Genomic DNA, 24,329 nt, shown 5'->3' with positions numbered 1-24,329 from the left:
GCAAGCCTATCTTATCCCAATCCCCAAGGAGGACTTTTCATCGTGAGTATCAAAAGAGCGCTGGTCAGCGTATCGGACAAAACAGGCATCGTCGAATTCTGCCGCGAGCTGTCGCAGCTCGGCGTCGAAATCATCTCCACCGGAGGCACGAAAAACCTGCTTGCGCAAGAAGGCGTTCCGGTCATCGGCATCTCCGAAGTAACAGGCTTCCCGGAAATCATGGACGGCCGCGTCAAAACGCTGCATCCTGCCGTACATAGCGGGCTGCTCGCCGTTCGCGACAACGAGGAGCACACGCGCCAGATGAAAGAACTCGGCCTCGATTACATCGACCTCGTCGTCGTGAACCTGTACCCGTTTCAGGAAACGATCGCGAAGCCGGACGTGGCTTACGAAGACGCGATCGAAAACATCGATATCGGCGGCCCGACGATGCTGCGTTCCGCGGCGAAAAACCATGCGTTCGTCAGCGTGGTCGTGGACAGCGCCGATTACGGCAAAGTGATCGAAGAAGTGCGCGCCGACGGCGATACGACGCTCGATACCCGCAAAAAGCTCGCCGCGAAAGTATTCCGCCACACCGCATCGTACGACGCTTTGATCGCCGACTACCTCGCGAAGCAAACAGGCGACCCGCTGCCGGAACGCTACACGGTGACTTACGAGAAGATTCAGGACCTCCGTTACGGGGAAAACCCGCACCAGGCGGCTGCTTTTTACCGCGCGCCTTTGGCTCCGGCGGGCACGCTGACGACCGCCGAGCAACTGCACGGGAAAGAGCTGTCCTACAACAATATCAACGATGCCAACGCGGCGCTCCAGATCGTCAAAGAATTCAGCGAGCCTGCCGTCGTGGCGGTCAAACATATGAATCCGTGCGGCGTGGGCGTAGGATCGACGATCGCGGAAGCTTATAACAAAGCGTACAGCGCCGATCCGGTGTCCATTTTTGGCGGCATCGTGGCGGCCAACCGCGTCATCGACGCCGAAACCGCGCAGCCGCTGAGCGAGATTTTCCTGGAAATCGTGCTGGCCCCGGACTTTACGCCGGAAGCGCTCGAAATCCTGACGAAAAAGAAAAATATCCGTCTTCTCAAAATGGGCGAATTGACTTCGGCGGAAGGCCGTCAATCCGTGCATGTCGTGACGTCGATCGAAGGAGGCATGGTCGTGCAGGAAAGCGACGTTCACTCGCTGAGCGACGCCGATCTCAAAGTCGTGACCAAACGTCAACCGACCGAAGACGAGCTGAAGCAATTGCTGTTCGGCTGGAAAGTGGTCAAGCACGTCAAATCGAACGCGATCGTGCTGGCGGCGGACAATATGACGGTCGGCGTCGGCGCAGGCCAGATGAACCGCGTCGGTTCGGCCAAGATCGCTTTGGAGCAGGCCGGAGACAAAACGCAAGGCGCGATTCTTGCTTCCGACGCGTTTTTCCCGATGGGCGATACGGTCGAGCTGGCGGCGAAATACGGCATCAAAGCGATCATTCAGCCGGGCGGCTCGATCAAGGACGAAGAGTCGATCCAAGCGGCCGACGAAGCCGGAATCGCGATGATCTTCACCGGCGTTCGCCACTTCAAGCACTAAAAGCCGTTTTCGTATCAAAGCTTTCACATCGACGCGCGTCGCGCCGGCGGATCGGGTCTGCGTCAGGCGGACGGGTCCACGGGGCGGCGGGCGTTTTTTGATAAGCAATATCGGTCATGGGAAAAAGAACACACGAGGAAGCGAGAGGGGACGTTGGAATGGATATTTTGGTTGTGGGAGGCGGCGGGCGCGAGCATGCGATCTGCCGATCGCTGTCGCAGTCGCAGCGAGCCGGGAAGATTTACTGCGCGCCGGGCAATGCGGGGATCGCGCAAGTCGCGGAATGCGTCGATATCGGCGTGTTCGATTTCGAAGCGCTGACGGCGTTCGCGCTGGAAAAAGGCGTCGGCCTGGCCGTGATCGGCCCGGACGATCCGCTTGCGGCAGGCATCGCGGATGCTTTTGAAGCGAAACATATTCCGGTTTTCGGACCGCGTCAGAATGCGGCCGAGATCGAAGGCAGCAAAGCCTTTATGAAAGATTTGCTCAAAAAGTATAATATTCCGACAGCGGCGTATGAGACGTTCGACGACTACGAAACGGCACTGTCTTATCTGCGTTCGCAAAAAGCGCCGATCGTCGTCAAAACCGACGGACTGGCCGCAGGCAAAGGCGTAACGGTCGCGCAAACGCTCGAAGAAGCGGAAAAAGCGCTGCATGACGCGATGGTCGGCGGTTCGTTCGGCGCGGCAGGCAGCAAAGTGGTCATCGAAGAATTCATGGCGGGCGAAGAGATGTCGATTCTGGCTTTCGTGGACGGGGAGACCGTTCGGGCGATGCCTGCGGCGCAGGATCACAAGCCTGTTTTCGACGGGGACAAAGGCCCGAACACCGGAGGCATGGGCACGTACTCGCCGCTGCCGCATATCGATCCCGCGATTATCGAGCGGTCGATCGAAGAAATCATCAAGCCGACGGCGAAAGCGTTGGTTAGCGAAGGGCGTCCGTTTACCGGCGTATTGTTCGCGGGTCTGATGATCGAAGCGGACGGAACGCCGCGCACGGTAGAGTTCAACGCGCGTTTCGGCGATCCGGAAACCCAGGTGGTGCTGCCGCGTCTGCAAAGCGACCTGCTGGACATTTTCCTGGCGGCCGTGAACGGAACGCTGGCGGACATCGAGATCCAATGGAGCGACGAAGCGGCGGTCTGCGTCGTACTGGCTTCGGAAGGCTACCCGGCTGCGTATCCGAAAGGGCGCGTGATTACGGGCATTGAAGCCGCCGAAGCCGGCGGCGGTCTGGTATTCCATGCGGGCACGGCGCGCAATACGGAAGGCGAACTGGTAACGGCCGGCGGCCGCGTACTGGGTGTGGTCGGCCGCGGAGCGGGCATCGCCGAAGCGCGCGATGCCGCATATGCGGCAACGGAACGCATCGCATTCGACGGCGCACACAAGCGCAGCGATATCGCGGCAAAGGCTTTGGAGCCGCGCAGGTGAAGCGGGCGACATCGCGCTGAAGGCTTTGATGCCGCGCGTGTGAAGCAGGCGATATCGCGCTGAAAGCTTTGATGCCGTGCAGGTAAAGCAGGCGATATCGTGTCTGCTTCTTCTATCACGGCCGCCGCTGATCTCGGCATACGGATCGGCAGCGTGACCGGATTGCTCTTTCTTTTGCGGGCGCCGGAACGGATGCCGACGAACTGTTGTTTCTTTGGCGGCCCTTTTGGGGCCGCTTCGTTTTTGTATGCAATTTGTGTGCAATATGTACGTGAGCGGTTCGCAAAGTCGCGAACGCGAAACAGACAGTCGGGACGGTTCGCGCGACCTTTTTCGATTCAACCAATCCTTCTTCCGACCGAACCTTGAGAAATAAGTGCAGATATGCAATTATTCCGTCCTCTTTTTCAACAAAAATCAAAATAAGTGCTATAGTGCAATTATTTGACCGATCAAGCGGAGATCCGATACGGAAACGGTAAAATAATTGCATATTCACACTTAATGAAGCGAAAACGAAAAAATCGAAGCGAATAGTTGCATATCCGCACTTATTTGCGAAATGCCGGCTACGACGAAATTTCGCAACTCAAACGACTTCGCTGCGGTTCGACGTTTTCGGCTTTCGGTATGCACGCGCGGCGTAGCGCGGCACACAAAAATCCGAAATAGCGCCAAAAAGCTGCCCGTCCGCCGCACAGCGACTTTCGGGACAGCTTTTTAAAAACTCCGCAATCGGCGCTCAAGCAGTTGCCGCCAACAACGACCGAACAACGTTGTCCGCCGAGCTGTACACGAGATATCCCGTCTACGCTCAAGGTTGCAGGCCAGCAACGAACCAGGCTGTCCGCCAAGTCAGACCTGCTTCTCCACCGGAACGTACAAGTCGATTTGCAAATCGTTGTCGCCTTTGCTGCGGTCGTCGTACAGTTCGAAATCGACTCCGCCGTCGGCGTATGCGTAACCCGAGCTAGGGAACCATTCGTTGTAGACGTAAGCGGTCATGCGCTGAATCGCGTCGACGAAAGCTCCGTTCGCGCGGTCGGCTTTCGGCGAAGTGAACACCGCATAGGTCGAAGCCGGAATCGTGACGGTGTGCAGGGTGTCCGGCACGTTATCGAAATCAGGTACCTCAACGCCGATCACATACAGAAAACGATCCGGCTTGTCCGGCAGCATGATGCACGCTCCGTATTCGTCATGGCTGACAGGTGTCAGCACTTCATGGAGATCGTGTTGCCAATTTTCTTCGGCATAGCGTTCCCAAAAGGCAGGGATTTCAGGCATATTTTCGCCGCTGAATTCGTTCATGCTCGTTTCGAGCGCAAATCCGGCCAGCTTGATTTCGAGCTTTGTAACAAATGTTGGATTCATCAGGATTCCTCCGGTCAGTTGATCATGGGCAGAACCGTCACGCATGTTGCCTATGAAACAGACAGTCCGCATAACGGCTCTACCTTGAGGCTATTCTTGTTTTTCTATCGGAATATATAAATCCATCTGCAAATCTGTGTCCCCGTTGCTGCGCTCGTCGTACAGCTCGAAATCTACGCCGCCTTTGGCGTACGCGTAGCCCGAGCTAGGGAACCACTCGCTGTACACGTAGGTGGTCATGCCCTGGATCGAATCCGAAAAAGCTCCGTTCGCGCGGTCGGCTTTCGGCGAAGTGAACACGGCATAGGTCGAAGCGGGCAACGTGGCTTGATAGGTGCCTTCCGGTGCGTCGTCGAAGTTCTCGACTTCAAAGCCGATCACGTACAGGAAGTGCTCCGGTTTGTCGGGCAGCATGATGCAGGCCCCGTATTCGGCATCTTTGACAGGCTTGATTTGTTGATACAGCTTATGACCCCATTGCTCTTCGATATAACGGTTCCAGAAAGCCGGAATCTCTTTGAAATTCTCGCCGTTCATGCGGGTCTCCAGGGCGTAACCTACCAGCTTGATCTCGGGCTTGCTTACGATCGTCGGTCTCATCATCATTCCTCCGCTCATATTATGGTCGGCCAGCTTCGCAAGGTCCACCCGCTCGGGAACTCGGCCGGTGGCATGGATGCGATACTGTTCCGGGGTGAGTCCGTATGTTTTGCGAAAAGCTTTGGTGAAGCCTGCATGCGTCTCGAATCCGTAATCGAGGGCGATCTCCAGCAGGGTACGGCGTCCGGCCATATCGGCTGCGGCATGGGCCAAACGGCGGCGCCGGATATAGTCCATGATCGGCAGACCTGTCCTCGAATGAAACACTTTATAGAAGTGATACTGCGAGAATCCGGCTTGCCGAGCCAGCTCTTCAGCGCTCAGCCGTTCCTTGAGATGATCCTCGATGTAATCCAAAGTACGCTGGATACATGCGGTATGATCCATATTTTTCGTTCCCTCCCGATCGGTACGTTCATCTTAACAGAAGGATGATGCGAACGTTTGTCCGTTTTTGCGATCTTCATACTCAACCGCTTTGTCTTATTTTATTCGGCAGTTCGACCTTCAATTCCCGCGCGAAGCTTGAATTTTTCATGAAATCGCGTTACCTTTAAATTTAATTCGATAATATGACGGATGGTACACATGGAAACAATATCAGGAGCGAGGAGAACAACATGAAAACCGAACCTACTGTGGAATTGGACGATACAAAGAACGACGATCTGGTTACGATGGAAGACATCATCCGGGCGCATCACAGGCTGCGTGAAGCCATTGTGCGCACGCCGCTGCACCGCGATGCGACATTGTCGGCAAAATACGAATGCGACGTGTATTTGAAACGCGAAGATCAGCAGGTGGTGCGTTCGTTCAAAATTCGCGGCTCCTACAACAAAATCCGTAGCCTCACAGCGGACGAGCGCGAACGCGGCATCGTCTGCGCAAGCGCGGGCAACCATGCTCAAGGCGTGGCTTTTTCGTGTCATGCGCTCGGGATTCACGGAAAAATCTATATGCCGAGCACGACGCCGAATCAAAAAGTCAAAATGGTGCGTAAATTCGGCGGGCAAAGCGTTGAAGTCATTTTGACCGGAGACACCTTCGACGATGCGTATGCGGAAGCGATGAAAGCCTGCACGGAGTTGGACCTGACCTTTATCCATCCGTTCGACGATCCGATGATCATCGCGGGTAACGGTACCGTCGGCATGGAGATCATGGAAAGTCTGGAGCAACCGGCCGACTATGTATTCCTGACGATCGGCGGCGGCGGATTGGCTGCGGGCGTGTCCCAATATATCAAAACGATGAGCCCGTCCACGCGCATGATCGGGGTCGAACCGCTCGGCGCGGCTTCGATGAGCGAAGCGATGGCGCGCGGGCAGGTCGTGACGCTCGACGAGATCGACAAGTTCGTCGACGGCGCGGCGGTAAAAAGAGTCGGACAACACACCTACGACATCTGCAAGCAGAAGCTTGACGAAGTCGTGAAAGTGCCGGAAGGCAAAGTCTGCACGACGATCCTCGACCTGTACAACGAGAATGCGATCGTCGCCGAGCCGGCGGGTGCGATTCCGGTCGCCGCGCTCGATCTGTACCGCGACGAGATCAAAGGGAAAACGATCGTCTGCATCATCAGCGGCGGCAACAACGATATCGACCGCATGCAGGAGATCAAGGAACGTTCGCTTATTTTCGAAGGGCTGAAGCATTACTTCCTGATCAACTTCCCGCAAAGAGCCGGCGCGCTGCGCGAGTTTTTGGAAAAAGCGCTCGGGCCGAACGACGATATCGCGCGCTTCGAATATACGAAGAAGAACGATAAAGAAAACGGTCCGGCCCTGGTCGGCATCGAGCTGACGTCGCGCGAAGACTACGAGCCGCTGATCGCCCGGATGGACGAGCAAGGCATCAACTACACCGAACTGAACCGCGATCCGAGCCTGTTCAGCCTGTTGATCTGAGACGGCTGCCGGTTCATCAGAAAAAGGTTGCCAAAAGAAGCTTGTTGCGAGCGCGGAATTTCCGGCTTGCGCAGGCTTTTTTTGATAAAATCGGGTTCTTGGATGCTTGGCTTACGGAGTCAAAAAGGAACTTTTACCGACGTTTGCGCGTTCGTATCGACGGAAAGTCTGGAATTCGGAAGGCCGTCTACCCGTTTTTCGAATCCGCCGCGTAAAATGTTTTGTCAGAAGACTCTGATTTGGATAACATAATGGAGTCGAGCGGTTTGCTTCGCCGTTTTGCTGGGAACGCGGATCGATTATCAACTGCCGCCGGCCGGATTTTTCGACGCTTATCCGCAGTATGATCCCAACACGATTTTCAAAGGATGGGACGATACGGCGATGTCGAAAGGACGGGACATTTTACGCTACGGATTTACGCATCATTTTTGGACGTATGCGCATTGGTACACGCTGGGAAAGCTGGAAGGACTGTACGTGGAACCGTATTATTGGCGTCCGATCTGGCCGATCCAACGCCCGCTGATGGATACGCTGCAAAAAGCGTTAGTCGGCGTCACGCTGCTCGGTCTGGTCTGGGCGCTGATTCGCGAACGGATCGGACGCTTGCTGCCGCTGCTGCTCACGTTTGCTTACTTTACCGCGCTGTATATCCCGTTCGTCGCGTTTGGGCGTTACGGGTATCCGACGATCGTGTTCATGCTGCCTTTTGCGGCGTATGCGCTGGTTCAAGTCGGGCAGTGGGTTCAAGGACATTTATCCGTATGGAAAAAGGAGAGATCTACATGATTCGTTATCCGCTGCTTGAGCCGGGCGCGACGATCGGCGTCACGGCCCCTTCTTCGGGCGTATCGCCCGATATGCACGAATTGTTGAAACAAGCGATGCGACGTATGGAAAATCAAGGCTTTGCCGTGTCCGGAGGCGATACGATCTGGACGCAGTACAAAGCCAAATCCGCTCCGGCCCGTCTGCGCGCGGAAGAATTGAACCGCATGCTGCAAGAGGAACGGATCGGACTTGTTCTGCCGCCGTGGGGCGGCGAGCTGCTGGTGGAAGTGTTGGAATATATCGACTACGAGCGAATCGGCGAAAAATGGCTGCTCGGATATTCGGACATCAGTCTGCTGCTGCTCGCGGTCACGCTCAAAACCGGGATCGCTACCGCCCACGGCACCAACCTGCTCGATCTGCGCAGCGAGATCGTAGACGAGACGACCGCCAAATGGCACGAAGCATTGACGACGCCGGCCGGCGGTTCGTTCGAGCAGCGTTCTTCCGAGCTGTATCAGATCGAATGGAAAGCGGCGGCGGAAGAAGCGGGAGCGGATACGAGCGAGGAAAGCGCGTTGCGCTTGGCGGGGGCTTCGGACGGGGACGCTTTTGAAGCGGCGAGATCGGCTACGTCTGGCGGCGATTCGTTCCACAGGACGGAGACGGTGGCGATACAAGACGGTACGTTCGGCCGGCTGGGATCAGAAGCGGCTGACGGCGGTTTGTTCCGCGTGTCGGGGCCAGAAGCTTCGCGTAACGAAGGCGCGTTCGAGTCGGCGAGAGCGGATGCGCCGAACGAAAGTTCGTTTAACCCGACCGTACCGGAAACGTCTGCCGGGAGCGTGTTCAACCTGACGGAACCGACGGTCTGGCGCAGCGTGTCCGGCAGCGACGTCGGTCTGAAAGGCCGCCTGCTCGGCGGCTGTATCGACGTGATCCGCCATCTGGTCGGTACGCCTTACGGCGATGTGCGGGCTTTCCGCGAGCGGCATATTCCGGGCGAGCCGGTGCTCTGGTATTTGGAAAATTGCGAGCTGAATACCGCCGACCTGCGCCGCTCGCTGGTGCAAATGAAACTGGCGGGTTGGTTCGAGAACTGCTCCGGCTTGATGTTCGGCCGTAGTCCCGCCAATACGCCCGTCGACGGTTATACGGCCGAAGACGTCTACCGGGACATGTCGGAAGAACTCGGCGTGCCTGTGCTTTACGATATCGACTGCGGCCATATGCCTCCCCAATTGACGCTGATTAACGGCGCGATGGCTCAGGTCGAATTTTCGGAAGAAAAAGGCAGGGCAAGCGTGTTGCAGATTTTTAAATGATTTCGAATGAATCCAGTAAAAAAGATCGGTAGTCGCCGTACCGCGTAATCCGATCGAGCCAATCAAGTCAATGTAGCGGATCGGGCCGCCGAATGTTGCAAGCATCCATCATTTGTTGCAACCGCATCGGAGAATTCAAAAAAATGTTGCCGCAGTCCATCATTTTCTCCCTTCTTTGCCGAAAAGTCGCTTTTGCCTGCATGAATGTTGGATTCTGGCAACAAACCGATCTGAAAAGCTGATTGCTCCGCCCAAATGATGGACGCTCGCAATATTCCTTCCCGGCAAGTTCAACATCAACGAACCGCTTTGTCTCTATTCTCCAACATGTCCCAACCCGACAAAAGACCAGCCGCAACCACGGCTGGTCTTTTGCTCTTTCTTCTTTTTTTCCCCAAATAAGCTGAAAGCGAAGGGAGAAATTCAGTTCAAAGGCGCATTGAACGAATTTCCCCCGCAGCGCCCCTAGCTTATCCTCACTGAGCCACTGTACTGTTATATTCCTGAATCTTCTGCGTAATCTCCGCCGAAGCGCGGTCCAGCGCGTCCTGCGGCGACGCCGCGCCCGTGAGCGCTTCTTCGATCGCCGTTTCCGTCAGTTGGCGGGCTTCCGGGAATACGCCCATGACGGCACCTTGAGTCGCAGGCGTCAGCTCGGTATTATGCAATTGGTCGATCGCGGTCTGGAATTGCGGATACTTTTCCAGGTTTTCTTTGACCAGCTCTTCGTTATAGGCTTCTTTTGTAATCGGGAAGTAGCCTGTGTTGACGTGCCAATAAGCTTGCGTAGCCGGCTCAGCCAGGAACTTGATGAACTGCCACGCGGCCTGCTGTTCTTCTTCCGGACGGTCGTTCAGCATCCAGAGACTTGCGCCGCCGACGATGACACCGCCTTTTCCTGCATCGGCTTCGGTTGGTTTCGGCAAAGCGGCCGTACCGACTTCGAACTTGCCTTCGGACGCTTGCACGATACCGCGCAGGGACGCCGTGCTGTCGAGAGTCATTGCGATTTGTCCGGCGGCAAAAGCTTTTTTGGTATCGTCAGTCTTACGGCCGAGGTTCAGCATGACACCGTCGTCGACCATCTTTTTCCACCATTCCAGCGTGCTGACCGCAGCAGGTGCGCCAAGCTGCGCCTGATCGGCCAAACCTTCGCGACCGTTGCTGTTGTTCAGCAGTTCGGCGCCCTGATTGGCCAATAGCTGCTCCATGAACCAGCCGTAGATCGCAAACGATCCGCCCGTTACGCCGTTGCCTGTCAGCGCTTTGGCCGCTGCTTCGATTTCCGCGTACGTCTTCGGCGGGTTCTCCGGGTCGAGGCCGGCTGCTTGGAATGCGTCTTTGTTATAGTAGAGAATCGGGTTCGACGTGTTAAAAGGCATCGAGTAGAGGCGATCGTCGAACGTATAGTAACCGAGAATGTTCTCTTCCAGATGCGACACGTCATAGCTTTCTTTGTCGATAAACTGCTGCATCGGCGTGATCGCGCCGGAATCGATCATAAAACGGCTGCCGATCTCGTATGTCTGAATCATGGTCGGTCCTGTGCCGGAGCCCATTGCGGTCTTCAGCTTGTTCAGGCTCTCGTCATACGTACCTTGAAATACCGCTTCGACTTGTACATCGTCTTGAGATTCGTTGAATTGCTTCACCAACTCGTCAACAACCGTACCCAGCTCGCCGCTCATCGCGTGCCACCAGACAACTTTGACCGGATCGCCGTCATTTTGGGTCGTGTCCGTGCTGCCCGAAGCGTTACTCGAAGCGGCCTCAGCCGTTCCTGTTCCCGTTGCGGTTTGGCTACCTCCGCCTCCGCATGCAGTCAGAACCACCATCAACATGCACAGACAGGCGAACATCCACTTTCGGCTACTTTTCATTGAAAACTCCCACTCCCTTTTCTCTGTAGTCGTTGCATGAATCGTGCGTATTGCCTATGAGATGTTGCATTGATGCCGTAAAAAAGGACCCGGAGGAAGGCGGAGTCGCAGAGCTGTCCGCGTGTCCGTCCGAGTTATATGGAAATCCGGGGCGCTCCGCACAAGGTAGGGGGAGGCAGAGGCGGTGCCGGACTCCACGAGAACCGCGCTTCACCAATGGCAGGGCGCGGACCGTTTCGGTTAGCTGACAAAAGACCGGGACATAGTACTTTGACCGCATCAAATCTAAAGTTTGCGTTCCTCGGAAACACGCACGGTTCAAGCGGGTTTTCGAGGGGCGTAACTTAACCTCTTAAGCGGTCAAGGTACTGGTACTTTGACCGCATCAAATCTAAGGTTTGCGTTCCTCGGAAACACGCACGGTTCAAGCGGGTTTTCGAGGGGCGTAACCTAACCTCTTAAGCGGTCAAGGTACTGGTACTTTGACCGCATCAAATCTAAGGTTTGCGTTCATCGGAAACACGCACGGTTCAAGCGTGTTTTCGAGGGGCGTAACTTAACCTCTTAAGCGGTCAAAGTACTGGTACTTTGACCGCATCAAATCTAAAGTTTGCGTTCATCGAAAACACGTACGGTTCAAGCGTGTTTTCGAGGGGCGTAACTTAACCTCTTAAGCGGTCAAGCTTTCAGTAGCACCGCTTATCGCGGTGCGGCTAAGTCCGAGAGGGACCCGGCGGGGGCCGGGACGGGATTCGGACGGCTTTTCGCCGTCTCCGCTTTTGGCATGAGTCGCTTTTAAACGTTTTCCTGAATGCATCTTCGCGTTCGTGAGCAAAGCGGAAACGGCGATCCGAGAAAACGAATCCGGTATTAACGCTGTAAGGATAGAACGTTTTATCGTTGGAGAAGCCTAAAACTATCCTTTTAAAGCACCCGCCGTAAGCCCGCCAACCAATCGCCCCAGACCGAGCGCCAGCATAATCAACGACGGCAGCAGCACTAACACAAGACCGGCCATAACCAGATTCCAAGCCGTCATTTCCGAGAATTGCAGCATACTGACCCCGATTTGCACGGTGCGCATCTTCTCGCTGCTCGTCACGAGCAAAGGCCACAGATACATATTCCAATGATTCAGGAACGAGTACACGCCAAGCGTAGCCAGTCCCGGCATCGACAATGGAACGGCCATTCGCAGGAAGATTCGCAGGTGGCCGCAGCCGTCGATCCGCGCCGCTTCCATCAGTTCTTTTGGGAGCTGGAGAAAAAACTGCCGCATCAGGAACACGCCGAACGCAGTCGCCAGAAACGGAACGGTCAAGCCTGCGTAGCTGTCGAGCCATCCCCAACTGCGCACCGTCAGATAGTTCGGGATCACCGCGACTTCCCAAGGAATCATCATCGTGGACAGGAATAGCGCGAAGATGATTTTTTTACCGGGAAAACGCAGGAAGGCGAACGCGTAAGCTGCCATGCAGGAGGTCGCCAGACAGCCGATTGTAATGACGCTGCTGACAACAAAGCTGTTCCAAATAAACTGCACGATCGGAATAGAAGCCAGCACGCCGGAAAAATTGTCCAGATGCAGTCCGGTCGGCCAGAGCTTCGGCGGATAGGCAGCGGATTCGGCCTCGGTCATAAAAGCATTCGAGAGCGTAATCCAGAACGGAAACAGAATGAATGCCGCCGCAACGGAAGAGAGCAGGTAAGCCAGCGTGCGGGACACGGAGAGTCGTTTCACTGGTAATGCACCTTCCTTTCGGCGAACACGAATTGAATGACCGTAATCAGCAGCACGATCGCGAACAACACAAGCGCCTGAGCGCTACCTACGCCGAACCGGAAATTCACGAACGCGTCTTCATACAGGCTGAACACGAGCACGTCCGTGCTGTTCACCGGGCCGCCTTTGGTCAGAATGTTGATCTGTCCGAACGCCTGGAACGCTCCGATGACGGATGTGACAGAGGCGAAGAACAACGTCGGCGAGACCAGCGGCAGGGTCAGCGTCCAGAAGGTACGCAGCGGCCCGGAACCGTCGATTTTGGCGCTCTCGTAGATTTCTTCCGGAATTCCCTGCATCCCGCCAAGCAGCAGGATAAACAGGAAGCCGACGTTCATCCAGACCGTCATGAGCGAGATCGACAGCAGCGCCATATTGGGATCGGTCAGCCACTGGACGGGAGCCAGCCCCATTTTACCGAGAAAATAATTCAGGCTTCCGAGCGTCGGATGAAAAAGCACCATCCACATGATCGAGCCGGTACTGACGGATACGGCAATCGGAAGCGCGAAAATGAAACGGAAGATACGCATACCCACAATTTTGCTGCGGCAAACGGCGGCGAAAGCGAGTGCGAGCGCCAGACTGGCCGGAACCGTAAACAGAATGAATTTTAAAGTTACGATGAGACTGTTCGGAAATCCCGGTGAAGCGAAAAGGTTACGGAAGTTGGTCAACCCTACGAAGTTTGCGACCTGTCCGCGGGGATTCGTGGAATGCAGACTCAGATAGACGGATTGCATCAAAGGATAGAACAGAAAGATACCGAATAGCAGCAATGCCGGTGCAATGAAAAGCGCGGCCAGCGCAGCTTCGCGAAACCTTCCCAGATTGGCAGCGCGTGAAGGATCGCCGCTCTTGCTTGCGCCTGCTGCTTTGCGCTTTTTATCCAGCGAAACCGAAGCGGTCTTGTCCATGTTTTCCATGCTTAGGGCCGAGCCTCCTTATGTATGCCTGGAATACCGAGTGCCGGGTAAACGATTCTTTTCCCAACCAAGCACGTCTAGCCTACCAATACTTTGTTAAATAAAAACCCCCTGTTTTGTAAAACATCCATTTTACGGTAAAGTCGTTCGTTTAACATGGGGTTTACGTAGAATGGGTATAGTAATGAGAAAGAGGACAAGACTACAAAAGAGCGGCCGAAGGCCGATCGGAAGAAGAGGCGATATTCATGAACGAATTGATTCGCGGCATCGATAGGGAAACGGCAGAACAAACAAGCGATACCCGAAAACATTCGGCGGCCGGCAAGCCCGGTTCTCCGATTGTTTTTGCGCATCGGGGAGCTTCGGGGACGCGTCCCGAGAATACGATGGCGGCTTTCCGCCGGGCGATCGAACTGGGCGCGACAGGCATCGAAACGGACGTTCAGCTCAGCGCCGACGGAGAACCCGTGCTGATTCACGACGAGACGCTGTCACGCACGGCTGCGGCTCCCGGCTGCGTCGTCGAAAAGACGTACGCGGAGCTGCGCAGTCTCGATGCGGGAAGCTGGTATCATCCGGAGTTTATGGGCGAACAGATTCCTCATCTGGACGAACTGCTGAAGCTTGCGAAAAACACGGGAATCGTGGTCAATATCGAGTTGAAAAATACCGTGTGCGCTTATCCGGGGTTGGAGGAAAAAGTAATCGCGGCCGTTCGGGCTCACGGCGTTGAAGAACAGACGATCGTTTCGAGCTTCAACCATTATTCGCTCGCGCTGTGCAAAAAGCTGGCGCCGGAGATTCGCACGGGCGTGTTATATATGGAAGGATTATATCGGCCATGGGATTACGCGAAGACGCTTGGCGCGGATGCGCTGCATGCGTATGATCCTGCCGTAACGGCGGATTGGGTGCGGGAAGCGCTGGAGGCAGGCGTTGATTATCATCCGTTTACCGTCAATGATGAAGCGCGCTTGGATGCCTTGATCGAGATGGGGGCAGCAGGGATTATTACCGATCACCCGGATCGCGTGGTGCGATTGCTGGTACAGCGTCGGGTGGATTCGGAGCTTTAAAAGCTGCACGAGATATCGAGAAAAGTAAACGCAACGTAAAAAAACAAGGGCGGCGCGCATTGCGCCGTCCTGTTTGGTTTGCTAAGGTTAAGTCTAATGAACAGGTAAACCAATCGGCATTCATCACCGTCCGGTCCCGATTCGCGGCGACCGGAGACAAGGAGCTGTCCATCCCTATGACTACCCAACCCGAAACGAACCGCCCCGAGGCGGTACAAACCAGCCTGCGGGCCGGAATTATCGATATCGGTTCCAACTCGATCCGGCTCGTTGTTTATGAGAGCGAGAGCGGCGGCTCATACCGCGTTCTGACCGAGTCGCGCGAAGCGGCCCGACTTAGCGCGTTGGTGACGGCGGACGGCATTATGCCGTCGCCCGCGATCCATTCCGTCGTGCCCGTGCTGCGCCAGTTTACCGAAATCTGCGAAGCATACGGCGCGACCCAAATCCGTGCGGTAGCCACGGCGGCGATCCGCAACGCCTCCAACTCCGATCAGATCATCGAGATCCTGAACCGGGAAACGGGCCTGGAGATCGAATTGCTGCCCGGCGAGATGGAAGGCCATTACGGCTTTATCGGCGTGGTCAACAAGATCGATATCGCCGAAGGCTTTATTATCGATATCGGCGGCGGCAGTACCGAGATCACGCTGTTCCAGGAGCGTCGGCGCGTGTCGAGCTTCTCGTTCCCGTTCGGCGCGGTCAACATGAACGTGCGATTCGGCGGCAGTGGAAGCTGGACGGAAGAGCGCGTCGGCGAATTGGAGAATTTTGTATTGGCCGAAGCCCGCAAGCATCCGTGGATGTCCGAGCATCCGGGGCTTGATCTGGTCGGTCTGGGCGGTACGATCCGCGGTCTCGGCAAAATGGATCAACGACGCCGCAACTATTCGCTGCCGCATACGCACAATTACGCGATGCAGGGCGAAGACGTGGATTACTTCTACCATTCTTTGCCGGGCATGGATAACAACCGCCGCAAACGCGTGCCGGGTCTGTCCAAAAACCGGATCGATATCATCGTGCCCGGTATGATCATCTTGCGTACGCTGTTCCGCCATATGAAAGCAGCCCGCTATGTCGTCAGCGCGACCGGCTTGCGCGAAGGACTGTTTTTCGAGCTGCTGCGTCCCGAACAAGCCGTGCACGAAAATGTGTTGGAATTCGAATTGCGAGCGCTGCTGTCCAGCGCGCCCAAACAGCGTCAGCGTCATTTGCGTCAGACCGAGCGCTTCGCGCGCGTTCTGTACGAGGCGCTTGGCGAAGGCGGGGAAAACGAATGGAACCGCAAGCTGCTGCGCGTAGCGGCTTGGACGTATCAGAGCGGTACCGAAATCGGCTATATCGACTATGAAGAGCATACGCAGTATCTGCTGACCAAGCGGCCGTTGGCCGGGCTGACGCATCGCGAGATCATCCTGACCGCGTTGATCGCCGGCATCGCAGCGAAGTTCAAATGGCGCAAAAGCGCGACGGCGCAGACGTATAAAGACATCCTGCTTCCAAAAGACGAAGAACGGACGCGCCGCCTGGGCGCCGTGCTGCAAATGGCGGCCGCGCTGGACTCCAGCGAAACGCAAGCCGTCACCGACCTGACCGCCAGACGAAGCGGCGACCATTTCGAGATGGAGCTGACCTGCCGCACGGAAGCGTTCATGGAAATACGCGACCTTAAGCTGGCATCGAAAGAGTTCGAAAAAGAATGGAACGTGCGGATCGAATTGAAAATCCGGTCGGCGGGCAAGTAGACAAACAAAGCGGCGACAAAGTAAGAAATCAGGCAGTAAGCAACCCGATAGGCAGAGCGTGGTGCGGCGATAAAATACGACGCGCTCTGCCTAAATGTTGACGTCACGCACACATTTTTCGACCTAATTTGCTCTTTTTCCGAAAATGCTGACGTAAAGGCAAAAATTTGGCGTTCTACTGGCTTTTTTGAGAAAGAGTGGGTAAAAATTTTGACTTTTCATCAGCATTTGAGGAAAAAAAAGCCGATCTTGCCGAAAATGTTGACGTTTTGCACACATTCGCAAAATCGTTCGACGCAAAGAGTCAATCCGCCCGCAACCCAAAAACCGGATGCCCGTCATCGACGACGGACATCCGGTTTTTACTTTTTCCTTTGTTTCGATTCGCCTTTGCCTACATCTATTTGCGTACATCCATTTGCGTACATCAATTCCCTAGACCAACGTAGACTTCCATGTCCGTATATCTTCGGCGCGGAATTGGCTGCGGAAGTCTTCTTCGCCGTTCTTGAACGGTTCGTAGCTACCGCTGGAGGTCAGAATGCGAGCCTTCACATTGTCTTTCAGATACAGCTTGACGATATTGAGCAGCGTATCTTTGCAGCCGGCGTCGCGGATCGGGCACATCAGCTCGACGCGGCGGGTCAGGTTGCGGGTCATCCAGTCGGCGCTGGCGAGGAAAATCTCGGAATCTTCGCCTCCGCCGTTTTCGAAGTAGAAAATCCGCGAATGCTCCAGATAACGGTCAACGATGCTGCGCACCGTAATATTTTCGCTCAAGCCTGCGACGCCTGGACGCAAGCAGCAGACGCCGCGCACGATCAGGTCGATTTTGACGCCGGCTTTCGACGCTTCGTACAGCTCGTCGATGATCTGCTGGTTGGACAGCGAGTTGAACTTGGCGATAATGCGGGACGGACGTCCTGCTTTCGCATGTTCGGCTTCGCGGCGGATATTGGTCACGAAGGTGCCCATCATGGTATCCGGCGCGACGGAAATCTCTTGCCAATCCGGGTGGCGCGAATATCCGGTGATATGGTTGAACAGCTCAGACGCGTCTTCGCCGATCGAAGCATTGGAGGTCATCAGACCGACGTCCGTATACAGACGCGCAGTCGTATCGTTGTAGTTACCCGTACCGACATGAACGTAACGGCGCAAGCCGTCTTCTTCGCGTCGAACGACAAGAATCGCTTTGGCATGCGTTTTGAGTCCGACGAGGCCGTAAACGACGTGGCAGCCGGCTTTCTCCAACTCGCGTGCCCAGGTGATGTTGCGTTCTTCGTCGAAGCGGGCTTTCAGTTCGACGACGACCGTAACCTGCTTGCCGGCTTCAGCCGCTTCGGCAAGCGAGCGGATAATCGGCGATTTGCTGCTGACCCGGTACAGCGTCATTTTGATCGCCATCACGTCAGGATCTTCGGCAGCCTGCTCGACAAAGTCGCTCACGGCATCGAACGATTCGAACGGGTGGTGCAGCAGCACGTCGCGTTCTTTCAACGTTGCGAAAAAGTCGGTATCCTCGCCGTCCGCGAATTCCGGCGGATAGACGGAACGGGCCGTCGGATACCGCAGATGATCCCGGTTTTTGACCGAGCCGGCGAACGACGTCATGAAACCGAGATCAATCGGGCCGTCGATTTCGTACACGGCATCGTCGATTTCGAATTCTTCCAGCAATAATTGCAGCGCGTAAGGGTGGAAGTCTTTCTGCACTTCGAGACGCACGGGCGCGCCGCGGCGCCGCTTGCGCAGCTTGTTCTCGATCTCTTCGAGCAAATCTTCCGCTTCTTCCTCGTTGATCTCCAGATCGGCGTCGCGCGACAGCCGGAACGCATGCACGGCCACCGGCTTGTAACCGCTGAACAGCGTCTGGATATGATTGCAGATCAATTCGTCGATCAGGACGTAGACCTGCTTTTTGCTATGGCTGCGGCTTGCGACGGGAATCAGGCGCGGCAGGATCGAAGGAATCTGCACGATCGCGAAGTAATAACGTTCTTCGTCGGGCAGATCGGCAGTCGCGTTTTCGCGTTCCAACACGGCGGCCAAATAGACGTTCTGACTATGCACAAGCGGGAACGGCCGACTGAGGTCGACCGCCATCGGCGTCAGGATCGGGAAGATGACGTCATGGAAATAGTCATCGGCCGATTTTTGTTGGGTTGCCGTCAAGTCGTCGTAATGGCTTAGCACAAGATGCTCTTTCGTGAGCAAACGAATCAGGTCGCGGTATGTACGATACTCGGCAGTGACCATTTTTTCGACGCGCTTCGAGAGCCGCTTGTAAAGAACCTGCGGCGTGTAACCGGAAAAGTCTTTTTTGACGATGCCGGCTTTGAGTTGATTGCGGATGCCCGCCACTCGGACGCTCATGAATTCGTCCAGATTGCGCGAGACGATCCCCAGAAATTTGGCGCGTTCCAGCAGCGGCGTATCCGGGTGTTGCGCTTCTTCAAGTACGCGGTAATTGAACTCGATCCAACTGAGGTCACGGTTGATGTAATACGGGGAAGAACCCCGATGAGCGGCTTGGTTATCCATAATTCCTCCAAAATTACGGCGTGTATACGCCACAGATTGTTTGGGCCTAGGACTTTGTACCAGGTTAAATAGTAGGTTTACGCTCGTCCGAAACGCGCATGGGTCTAGTGCGTTTCGGACGAGCGTAACCTTACCTTCATCTGGTACAGAGTACAAGTAGCTTGGCCAAGCTACTTGACAGCAGCACAAACGTTGCTTGCACAAGTATTGATTCGTTTACGAAAGCAATCGACCGCAGGTTGCGTGAATGAAACTAACTCTTTTAAGTATAACGTTCATTTGTTAAGCAGATGTAAAAAAACGCTTTTTCCAGTTAGATTCCATATTCGGCGTTCGGAAAAAGAATCCTCCAAAATTTGAACAAAACGTGTCGGTTCAAACGTTTTATGCCCAATATGCGAAAAAGACTCTATAGAAAAATAAACAAAGATCAACGTTTTGTAAAACTTCGCGACATGAAATTTTTTTAATCCGCTATATGCCGCCGAAAATCTTTCTCTCCGCAATCCCGTTTGCTTGCGCTATAATCTCGGTAAAGCCGAGGGAAGCGAAGCGGCGCATAAGGAGGATTTACATCTTGGATTTTTGGAAAGCGCTTTATTCGGGGCTTCTTCGCCCGTTTCGCCGCAGCTTTCGCGTAAGGCTGATGCTGCTGCTTATCCCGCTCGGCGTGCTTCCGGTGTTTGCGGTTACGCAATTGGCGGCTTACAATACGCGCAGTTCGGTCGAGGACGAGGTGATCCAATCCAATCTCTCCACGGTTAAATGGGCAGGCGGTTATTTGGATGAGCAACTCTCCGAATTTAACACATTGACCTATACCCTTTTTATCAGCCCCAGCCTGAACCGTTACTTGAAAGCACTCGAAGACGGACAAACCGGTTCCCTGTATCCCCTGCAAAAAGACGTCACCGACACGATGCTGTCTGTCTACTACACCGCCAATACCCAGCTTCGGGACATCGAATTGTACCTGCTTCAAGGCGGCAAACTGTTCACGATCAGCACGATGGAGGTCACGAGCCGGGTCATGCCGGAGATGCCGGACGAATATCGGAAGATGGAAAACGGCAATCTGGACGTCTTGATCCGCAGCAGTCCGGACAATCCGGATTCGTTCGAGCTGGTCCGCGCGCTGCGCAGGTTCGAGAATCGAGAAAATCTGGGCTACATGACGCTGCGGATCAATTGGCGGTTCACGGACCGGGTCACGGAACTGCTCAACCCGGATTCCGGCGGCGAGCTGTTGATTACCGATGCTAGCGGCAATATGCTGTACAGCCCGACCGGAACGATTGCAGGAGGCGCTGCGGATACGGTGCGTTCGTCGACAGGTTCCGGCTATGCGCAAACGCCGGACGCTTACGTGTTCTACGATACGCTCGATGCCTGGGGGCTGCGTATCGTCAAAGTCGTGCCGCGAACAGCCGTGGATCTCAGCGCGGAGCGGACGATTCGCTACGGCTCGATCGTCGGCGTGATCGCGGCGTTGCTGGCGGTCATGGCTTCGGCGTTCGCAGCCTGGAAAACGACGGCTCCGATCATTAAGCTGGCGCGCTCGATTCAAAATATCTCGTTTATCAAAGAAGGCACGCCGCTGACGGGAAGAACGGACGAGATCGGATTGCTGGAGCTGCGCATGCACAAAATGTCCAAACGGATACGCGAGCATATCCATACCGAATACGCGCTGAATCTGGAAAAGAAAACAGCTCAACTCGCGGCGTTACAGGCTCAGATCAATCCGCATTTTTTGCAAAACACGTTACAGCTGATCGGCGGGATGGCTTTCACGGAAACGCCGGAGCGGTTGTACGCGGTCATTCGGGCCGTCAGCGAAATGTTCCGTTACGTGGTGCGAGGCCCGGCGGGACTGGTGGAAGTCAAGGAAGAGCTGCGCCATTTGCAAAACTATTTGTTTATTCAGGAGCATCGTTATCCGGGGCGGATCGAGACGACTTTGGATATCGGCGCGGGAACGGAAGAGTTGCTTGTTCCCAAGCTGATTTTGCAACCGATCGCGGAAAACGCGTTCCAGCACGCTTTTGGCCCGGAACAGGCGCTTTGGCGGTTGGATGTGGCGGTGCGGCGGTTGGGCGAAGACTTGGAGATCGCGATCACCGACCACGGAAAAGGGATGAGCGACGAGCGTCTGAAAGAGCTGCGGTCGGATATCGATCAGGGAGCGGGGCGGATCAGCGGCAGCGGCGAGCATATCGGGCTGGCGAACGTGGAAGCCCGGCTAAGGTTGCGGTTCGGCGAACGTTACGGTCTTCAATTATCCGGAGGAGAAGGCATCGGAACCACGATTATACTGCGAATGCCCGTATCGGGCGGAGAGGAGAATGAAGGATGAGCGAAAAATCGACAGCAGACGAAAAAAGAATAATCCCCGCGATGATCGTGGACGACGAAGCGGCGACCCGGGCAATCATCCGGCGCTTCGGGGAGTGGGATCGACTGGGGATTCGTATTGTGGCGGAAGCGGAAGATGGAGGCGAGGCGCTGAAGCGGATGGAATCCAGCACCATTCGTCTGGTCATTACCGATATGAACATGCCCGGCGTCGATGGGGTGGGACTGATGAAGACCTTGAACGAGCGGTATCCGCAGGTGAAGGTCGTGGTGGTGAGCGGCTATGACGACTTTGCTTATCTGAAGCAGGCTATCCGTTATCGGGCGAACGACTATCTGCTCAAGCCCGTTGATCCGGTGGAGCTGAATCGTACGCTGGAAAAGTGTCGGGCCGACCTGATCGAGCTTGAGAAGCAGGAGCTTGCCGCTACGGCTTTGGACGATAAGACGCGTCGGCGACTGCGCGAAGCGGACCCGTTGATTCGTGCGCATTACGGCGAACTGCGTTTGGACGATCTGCGTCGGGTATTGGAGGAACTGGTCAGGGAGCATATGGAACAATTGCAGTCGGGTTCGGTGGATTGTGCGTCGGAACGCCGATTGGCTCGGGAATTAACGCAGCGGCTGCGTGAACTTCGTCAGAGTTACGGACAGGAAGAAGATCTGGTCCGGGACGGACAGCGAAGCGATAGCGAGCCGACGTTGCCCGAGATCCCGCTCGTGTATACGGAATCGTTGGAGCAATTGATCCGGCGACGCAAGTTCCGCGACCGTCTGGATCTGAACGAGGTCAGGGCTTACGTAGCGGAGCATTTTGCGGAATCGTTGTCACTGGACGGTTTGGCGCGCAGCTTTTTCGTATCCAAAGAGTATCTGAGCCGTACGTTCCGTCAGGAGTTCGGACAGACGTTGACCGATTACATTCAGCAGGTACGCATGGAAAAGGCGAAAGCCTGGATTTTGGAAGGCGTGCCGATCCGGCGGGCGAGCGAGATGTGCGGCTACGAGGATCTGGGTTACTTTTACCGTGTGTTCAAAAAGCAGTACGGCATCGCTCCGGGGGAGCTGTCGAGAGGTTCAATATAATACAAAAGCTTCCCTCAATCCTGTCCAATTAAGCGCTTACAGAATAACGGTACAATACATTTGTAAGCGTAACCAATCTTTTAAAAAACGACCGAGGGGGTCACGAATCATGAAAAAGATCTGGGGCGGAGCGATGGCTTCGTTGCTGCTGGTAGGATTGTTGAGCGGTTGCGGAGGCGGAACGGACAGCCAGGCAAGCGGCGGAGAAGGTTCAGGTTCGAAAGAAGTAACGTTGAAATTCTTTATCTCGCAGCCGCGGTTCAAAGAACAGTACCAGACCTATATCGACCAATTCGTCGCCAAAGAAAAAGCGGACAAAAACGTCGATATCAAAGTCCAACTGGAAATGCCGAACGCCGAAAACGCGCCGCAGATTCTCAAAACGCGGATGGCATCGAACGACGCGCCGGATATTTACAGCCTGCACGCCGTCAACGAAGCGCCTGACTTTTACCGCGCGGGCTATATGGAAGACCTGTCGGATCAGCCGTTCGTGGACAAGCTGCTCGACAGCGTGAAGCCTTCCGTCACGATCGACGGCAAAGTGCTGTCCGTGCCGATGGAGACGATCTCCTGGGGCTATCTGTACAACAAAGACATTTTCAAAGAGCAGGGCTTGACCCCTCCGAACACGCTGACCGAGATGAAAGCGGTGGTGGACAAACTGAACGCCGCGGGCATCAAGCCGTTCGAGCTGTCATATTCCGAAGCGTGGGTGCCTCAACTGTTCCTGCCGCTGTCGGTCGGCGCAATCGTGAACACCACGAATAAAGATTTTATCGAACGGATGGGCAAAAACGAAGGCTCGTTCTCCGAAATGAAGCAGATGTTCGACATCATCGATCTGGTGAACGCCAACGGCACGGATCGCGCGCTAGAAGTCAGCGCCGACGACGGCGCGGCCGCGTTCGCGACCGGCAAAGCGGCGATGTGGCTGCAAGGCCCGTGGTACGCCGACACCATTCTCAAATCCAACCCGGATATCGACTTCGGCGTAGCGGCGCTTCCGATCAACGACGACGCCAACGCCACCATGATCGACCTCAGCACCTCGACCGCTCTGGCCGTATCGCCGACGAGCAAAAACAAAGAATACGCGCTCGACTTTATCAACTACGTACTGGACGACAAAGACTCCAGCGCGTTCTACGAAAGCCTGAAATTCAACCCGGTCGCCAAAAGCCACGAATTCCAAACGTACCCTTGGGTCGAGGACGCCATGGCTTACGTAAAAGAAGGCAAATCGTACCAAGACCCGGTCATCCCTCAAGCCGTCAAAGACGAAGTCGGCAAAGGCTTGCAAAGCTACTTCGCCGGCCAGATGACGCAAGACGACCTCGTTACCGCTTTGGACAAAGCCTGGAAAGACTATAACAAAGTCAACAAAAAATAAAGGGGGAGGCGGCTTCGGCCGCCTTCGTTGCAGGGACGGTTCGGCTATGCTGAAAAGGCTGGGGCGGCTGCGCGGGGGTGTTCGTTTCGGTCGCGTGTTGTCCTTGGGAAGCTGGATTGGATTTATACAAGGAAGCTTCCCAAGGACAAAGGCGATCGCTAACGCTCCTACACGAACACCCCCGCTCCGCCTTTTGCCTTTTCGGAAGGCCAAACCTTCCCTACAAAACCTACGGCCGAAGGTAGGGGAGAGGCTAGGAAAGATCGTGTCCCACAGGAAAGCCCCTGGAATCGTGGAAGTTGCACGGCAATAAAAAAAATATTCAAGTCTAAAAGCAAGCCCAAAAATCTTCTTCCGCTGAGAAGCACGCAGCGAAAGTTAAACTACAACAACCCAAAGGCTGAAGATTTTGAAGCAAGTAGGTAGATTCTATTCCACAGGGAAGCGAGAGCGGAGGGAGAAATTCAGTGAAGGGCGCCTTTGAACCCGGAAAACTCATTATTTAAATCCAATTCAATTTTCC

General features: G+C 55.2%; 16 protein-coding genes. 10 read left to right on the top strand and 6 right to left on the bottom strand.

Translation table 11 applies throughout. The features are described 5' to 3' along the window. The first annotated feature begins 42 nt into the window (after positions 1-42). Positions 43-1,590, top strand: coding sequence for a bifunctional phosphoribosylaminoimidazolecarboxamide formyltransferase/IMP cyclohydrolase (purH, locus tag WKI47_RS14350; RefSeq protein ID WP_340227835.1), 1,548 nt, complete (start codon positions 43-45; stop codon positions 1,588-1,590). A gap of 158 nt (positions 1,591-1,748) precedes the next feature. Next, positions 1,749-3,029: a phosphoribosylamine--glycine ligase gene (gene purD, locus WKI47_RS14345; RefSeq protein WP_340227834.1), complete on the top strand. Its 1,281-nt coding sequence runs from the start codon at positions 1,749-1,751 to the stop codon at positions 3,027-3,029. A gap of 855 nt (positions 3,030-3,884) precedes the next feature. Here purD and WKI47_RS14340 read toward each other — a convergent pair. Both WKI47_RS14340 and WKI47_RS14335 read right to left on the bottom strand, forming a co-directional pair. Continuing rightward, the gene (locus WKI47_RS14340; RefSeq protein ID WP_340227833.1) at positions 3,885-4,403 is read right to left on the bottom strand and encodes a GyrI-like domain-containing protein; all 519 of its coding nucleotides are present in this window, start codon (positions 4,401-4,403) and stop codon (positions 3,885-3,887) included. A gap of 90 nt (positions 4,404-4,493) precedes the next feature. Next, positions 4,494-5,390, bottom strand: a complete 897-nt coding sequence (locus WKI47_RS14335; RefSeq protein WP_340227832.1) for an AraC family transcriptional regulator — start codon at positions 5,388-5,390, stop codon at positions 4,494-4,496. A gap of 233 nt (positions 5,391-5,623) precedes the next feature. Here WKI47_RS14335 and ilvA point away from each other — a divergent pair, with 233 nt between their 5' ends. The 3 genes from ilvA to WKI47_RS14320 all read left to right on the top strand — a co-directional run bounded on the left by ilvA (position 5,624) and on the right by WKI47_RS14320 (position 9,012). Then, positions 5,624-6,913 carry a threonine ammonia-lyase IlvA gene (gene ilvA / locus WKI47_RS14330; RefSeq protein WP_340227831.1) on the top strand — a complete coding sequence of 430 codons (1,290 nt, stop codon included), beginning with the start codon at positions 5,624-5,626 and terminating at the stop codon, positions 6,911-6,913. 279 nt (positions 6,914-7,192) lie between these two features. Continuing rightward, positions 7,193-7,705 (top strand): hypothetical protein, encoded by a 513-nt coding sequence (locus WKI47_RS14325; protein ID WP_340227830.1) that lies wholly within the window; start codon positions 7,193-7,195, stop codon positions 7,703-7,705. After that, positions 7,702-9,012, top strand: coding sequence for a S66 peptidase family protein (locus WKI47_RS14320; RefSeq protein ID WP_340227829.1), 1,311 nt, complete (start codon positions 7,702-7,704; stop codon positions 9,010-9,012). Before WKI47_RS14325 ends, WKI47_RS14320 begins: the two co-directional genes overlap by 4 nt. Before the next feature lie 476 nt (positions 9,013-9,488). On the opposite strand, the gene WKI47_RS14315 is transcribed toward WKI47_RS14320, so the two are convergent. The 3 genes from WKI47_RS14315 to WKI47_RS14305 form a co-directional block, all read right to left on the bottom strand. Continuing rightward, the gene (locus WKI47_RS14315) at positions 9,489-10,892 is read right to left on the bottom strand and encodes an ABC transporter substrate-binding protein (protein ID WP_340227828.1); all 1,404 of its coding nucleotides are present in this window, start codon (positions 10,890-10,892) and stop codon (positions 9,489-9,491) included. 916 nt (positions 10,893-11,808) lie between these two features. Further along, the gene (locus tag WKI47_RS14310) at positions 11,809-12,633 is read right to left on the bottom strand and encodes a carbohydrate ABC transporter permease (protein WP_340227827.1); all 825 of its coding nucleotides are present in this window, start codon (positions 12,631-12,633) and stop codon (positions 11,809-11,811) included. After that, the gene (locus WKI47_RS14305; protein WP_340227826.1) at positions 12,630-13,601 is read right to left on the bottom strand and encodes a sugar ABC transporter permease; all 972 of its coding nucleotides are present in this window, start codon (positions 13,599-13,601) and stop codon (positions 12,630-12,632) included. The genes WKI47_RS14310 and WKI47_RS14305 overlap by 4 nt, the downstream gene beginning before the upstream one ends. A 248-nt stretch (positions 13,602-13,849) precedes the next feature. Between WKI47_RS14305 and WKI47_RS14300 the strand changes: the two genes are divergently transcribed. Both WKI47_RS14300 and WKI47_RS14295 read left to right on the top strand, forming a co-directional pair. After that, positions 13,850-14,680, top strand: a complete 831-nt coding sequence (locus WKI47_RS14300) for a glycerophosphodiester phosphodiesterase (protein ID WP_340227825.1) — start codon at positions 13,850-13,852, stop codon at positions 14,678-14,680. 176 nt (positions 14,681-14,856) lie between these two features. After that, complete coding sequence (locus WKI47_RS14295) at positions 14,857-16,428, top strand: Ppx/GppA phosphatase family protein (protein WP_340227824.1); 1,572 nt, start codon at positions 14,857-14,859, stop codon at positions 16,426-16,428. Positions 16,429-16,863: 435 nt separating this feature from the next. Here WKI47_RS14295 and ppk1 read toward each other — a convergent pair whose 3' ends face one another. Then, on the bottom strand, positions 16,864-18,972 hold the full coding sequence (gene ppk1, locus WKI47_RS14290; RefSeq protein WP_340227823.1) for a polyphosphate kinase 1: 2,109 nt from the start codon (positions 18,970-18,972) through the stop codon (positions 16,864-16,866). 577 nt (positions 18,973-19,549) lie between these two features. Between ppk1 and WKI47_RS14285 the strand changes: the two genes are divergently transcribed. The 3 genes from WKI47_RS14285 (at position 19,550) to WKI47_RS14275 (ending at position 23,806) form a co-directional block, all read left to right on the top strand. Continuing rightward, a complete protein-coding gene (locus WKI47_RS14285) occupies positions 19,550-21,328 on the top strand; it encodes a sensor histidine kinase (RefSeq protein WP_340227822.1) in 1,779 nt (592 codons plus the stop codon). Then, positions 21,325-22,413 carry a response regulator transcription factor gene (locus WKI47_RS14280; protein WP_340227821.1) on the top strand — a complete coding sequence of 363 codons (1,089 nt, stop codon included), beginning with the start codon at positions 21,325-21,327 and terminating at the stop codon, positions 22,411-22,413. Before WKI47_RS14285 ends, WKI47_RS14280 begins: the two co-directional genes overlap by 4 nt. 109 nt (positions 22,414-22,522) lie before the next feature. After that, positions 22,523-23,806 (top strand): ABC transporter substrate-binding protein, encoded by a 1,284-nt coding sequence (locus WKI47_RS14275; RefSeq protein ID WP_340227820.1) that lies wholly within the window; start codon positions 22,523-22,525, stop codon positions 23,804-23,806. Positions 23,807-24,329: the final 523 nt, after the last annotated feature.

It is taken from the genome of Saccharibacillus sacchari, assembly GCF_037722395.1.
GTDB classification, from domain to species: domain Bacteria; phylum Bacillota; class Bacilli; order Paenibacillales; family Paenibacillaceae; genus Saccharibacillus; species Saccharibacillus sacchari_A.
This window is presented reverse-complemented; position numbering and strand designations above follow the sequence as displayed.

Coding starts and splice junctions, on each gene's coding strand:
- purD (WP_340227834.1), top strand. CDS start 1,749: ATGGATATTTTGGTTGTGGGAGGCGGCGGGCGCGAGCATGCGATCTGC.
- WKI47_RS14340 (WP_340227833.1), bottom strand. CDS start 4,403: ATGAATCCAACATTTGTTACAAAGCTCGAAATCAAGCTGGCCGGATTT.
- WKI47_RS14335 (WP_340227832.1), bottom strand. CDS start 5,390: ATGGATCATACCGCATGTATCCAGCGTACTTTGGATTACATCGAGGAT.
- ilvA (WP_340227831.1), top strand. CDS start 5,624: ATGAAAACCGAACCTACTGTGGAATTGGACGATACAAAGAACGACGAT.
- WKI47_RS14320 (WP_340227829.1), top strand. CDS start 7,702: ATGATTCGTTATCCGCTGCTTGAGCCGGGCGCGACGATCGGCGTCACG.
- WKI47_RS14315 (WP_340227828.1), bottom strand. CDS start 10,892: ATGAAAAGTAGCCGAAAGTGGATGTTCGCCTGTCTGTGCATGTTGATG.
- WKI47_RS14305 (WP_340227826.1), bottom strand. CDS start 13,601: ATGGAAAACATGGACAAGACCGCTTCGGTTTCGCTGGATAAAAAGCGC.
- WKI47_RS14300 (WP_340227825.1), top strand. CDS start 13,850: ATGAACGAATTGATTCGCGGCATCGATAGGGAAACGGCAGAACAAACA.
- WKI47_RS14295 (WP_340227824.1), top strand. CDS start 14,857: ATGACTACCCAACCCGAAACGAACCGCCCCGAGGCGGTACAAACCAGC.
- ppk1 (WP_340227823.1), bottom strand. CDS start 18,972: ATGGATAACCAAGCCGCTCATCGGGGTTCTTCCCCGTATTACATCAAC.
- WKI47_RS14280 (WP_340227821.1), top strand. CDS start 21,325: ATGAGCGAAAAATCGACAGCAGACGAAAAAAGAATAATCCCCGCGATG.
- WKI47_RS14275 (WP_340227820.1), top strand. CDS start 22,523: ATGAAAAAGATCTGGGGCGGAGCGATGGCTTCGTTGCTGCTGGTAGGA.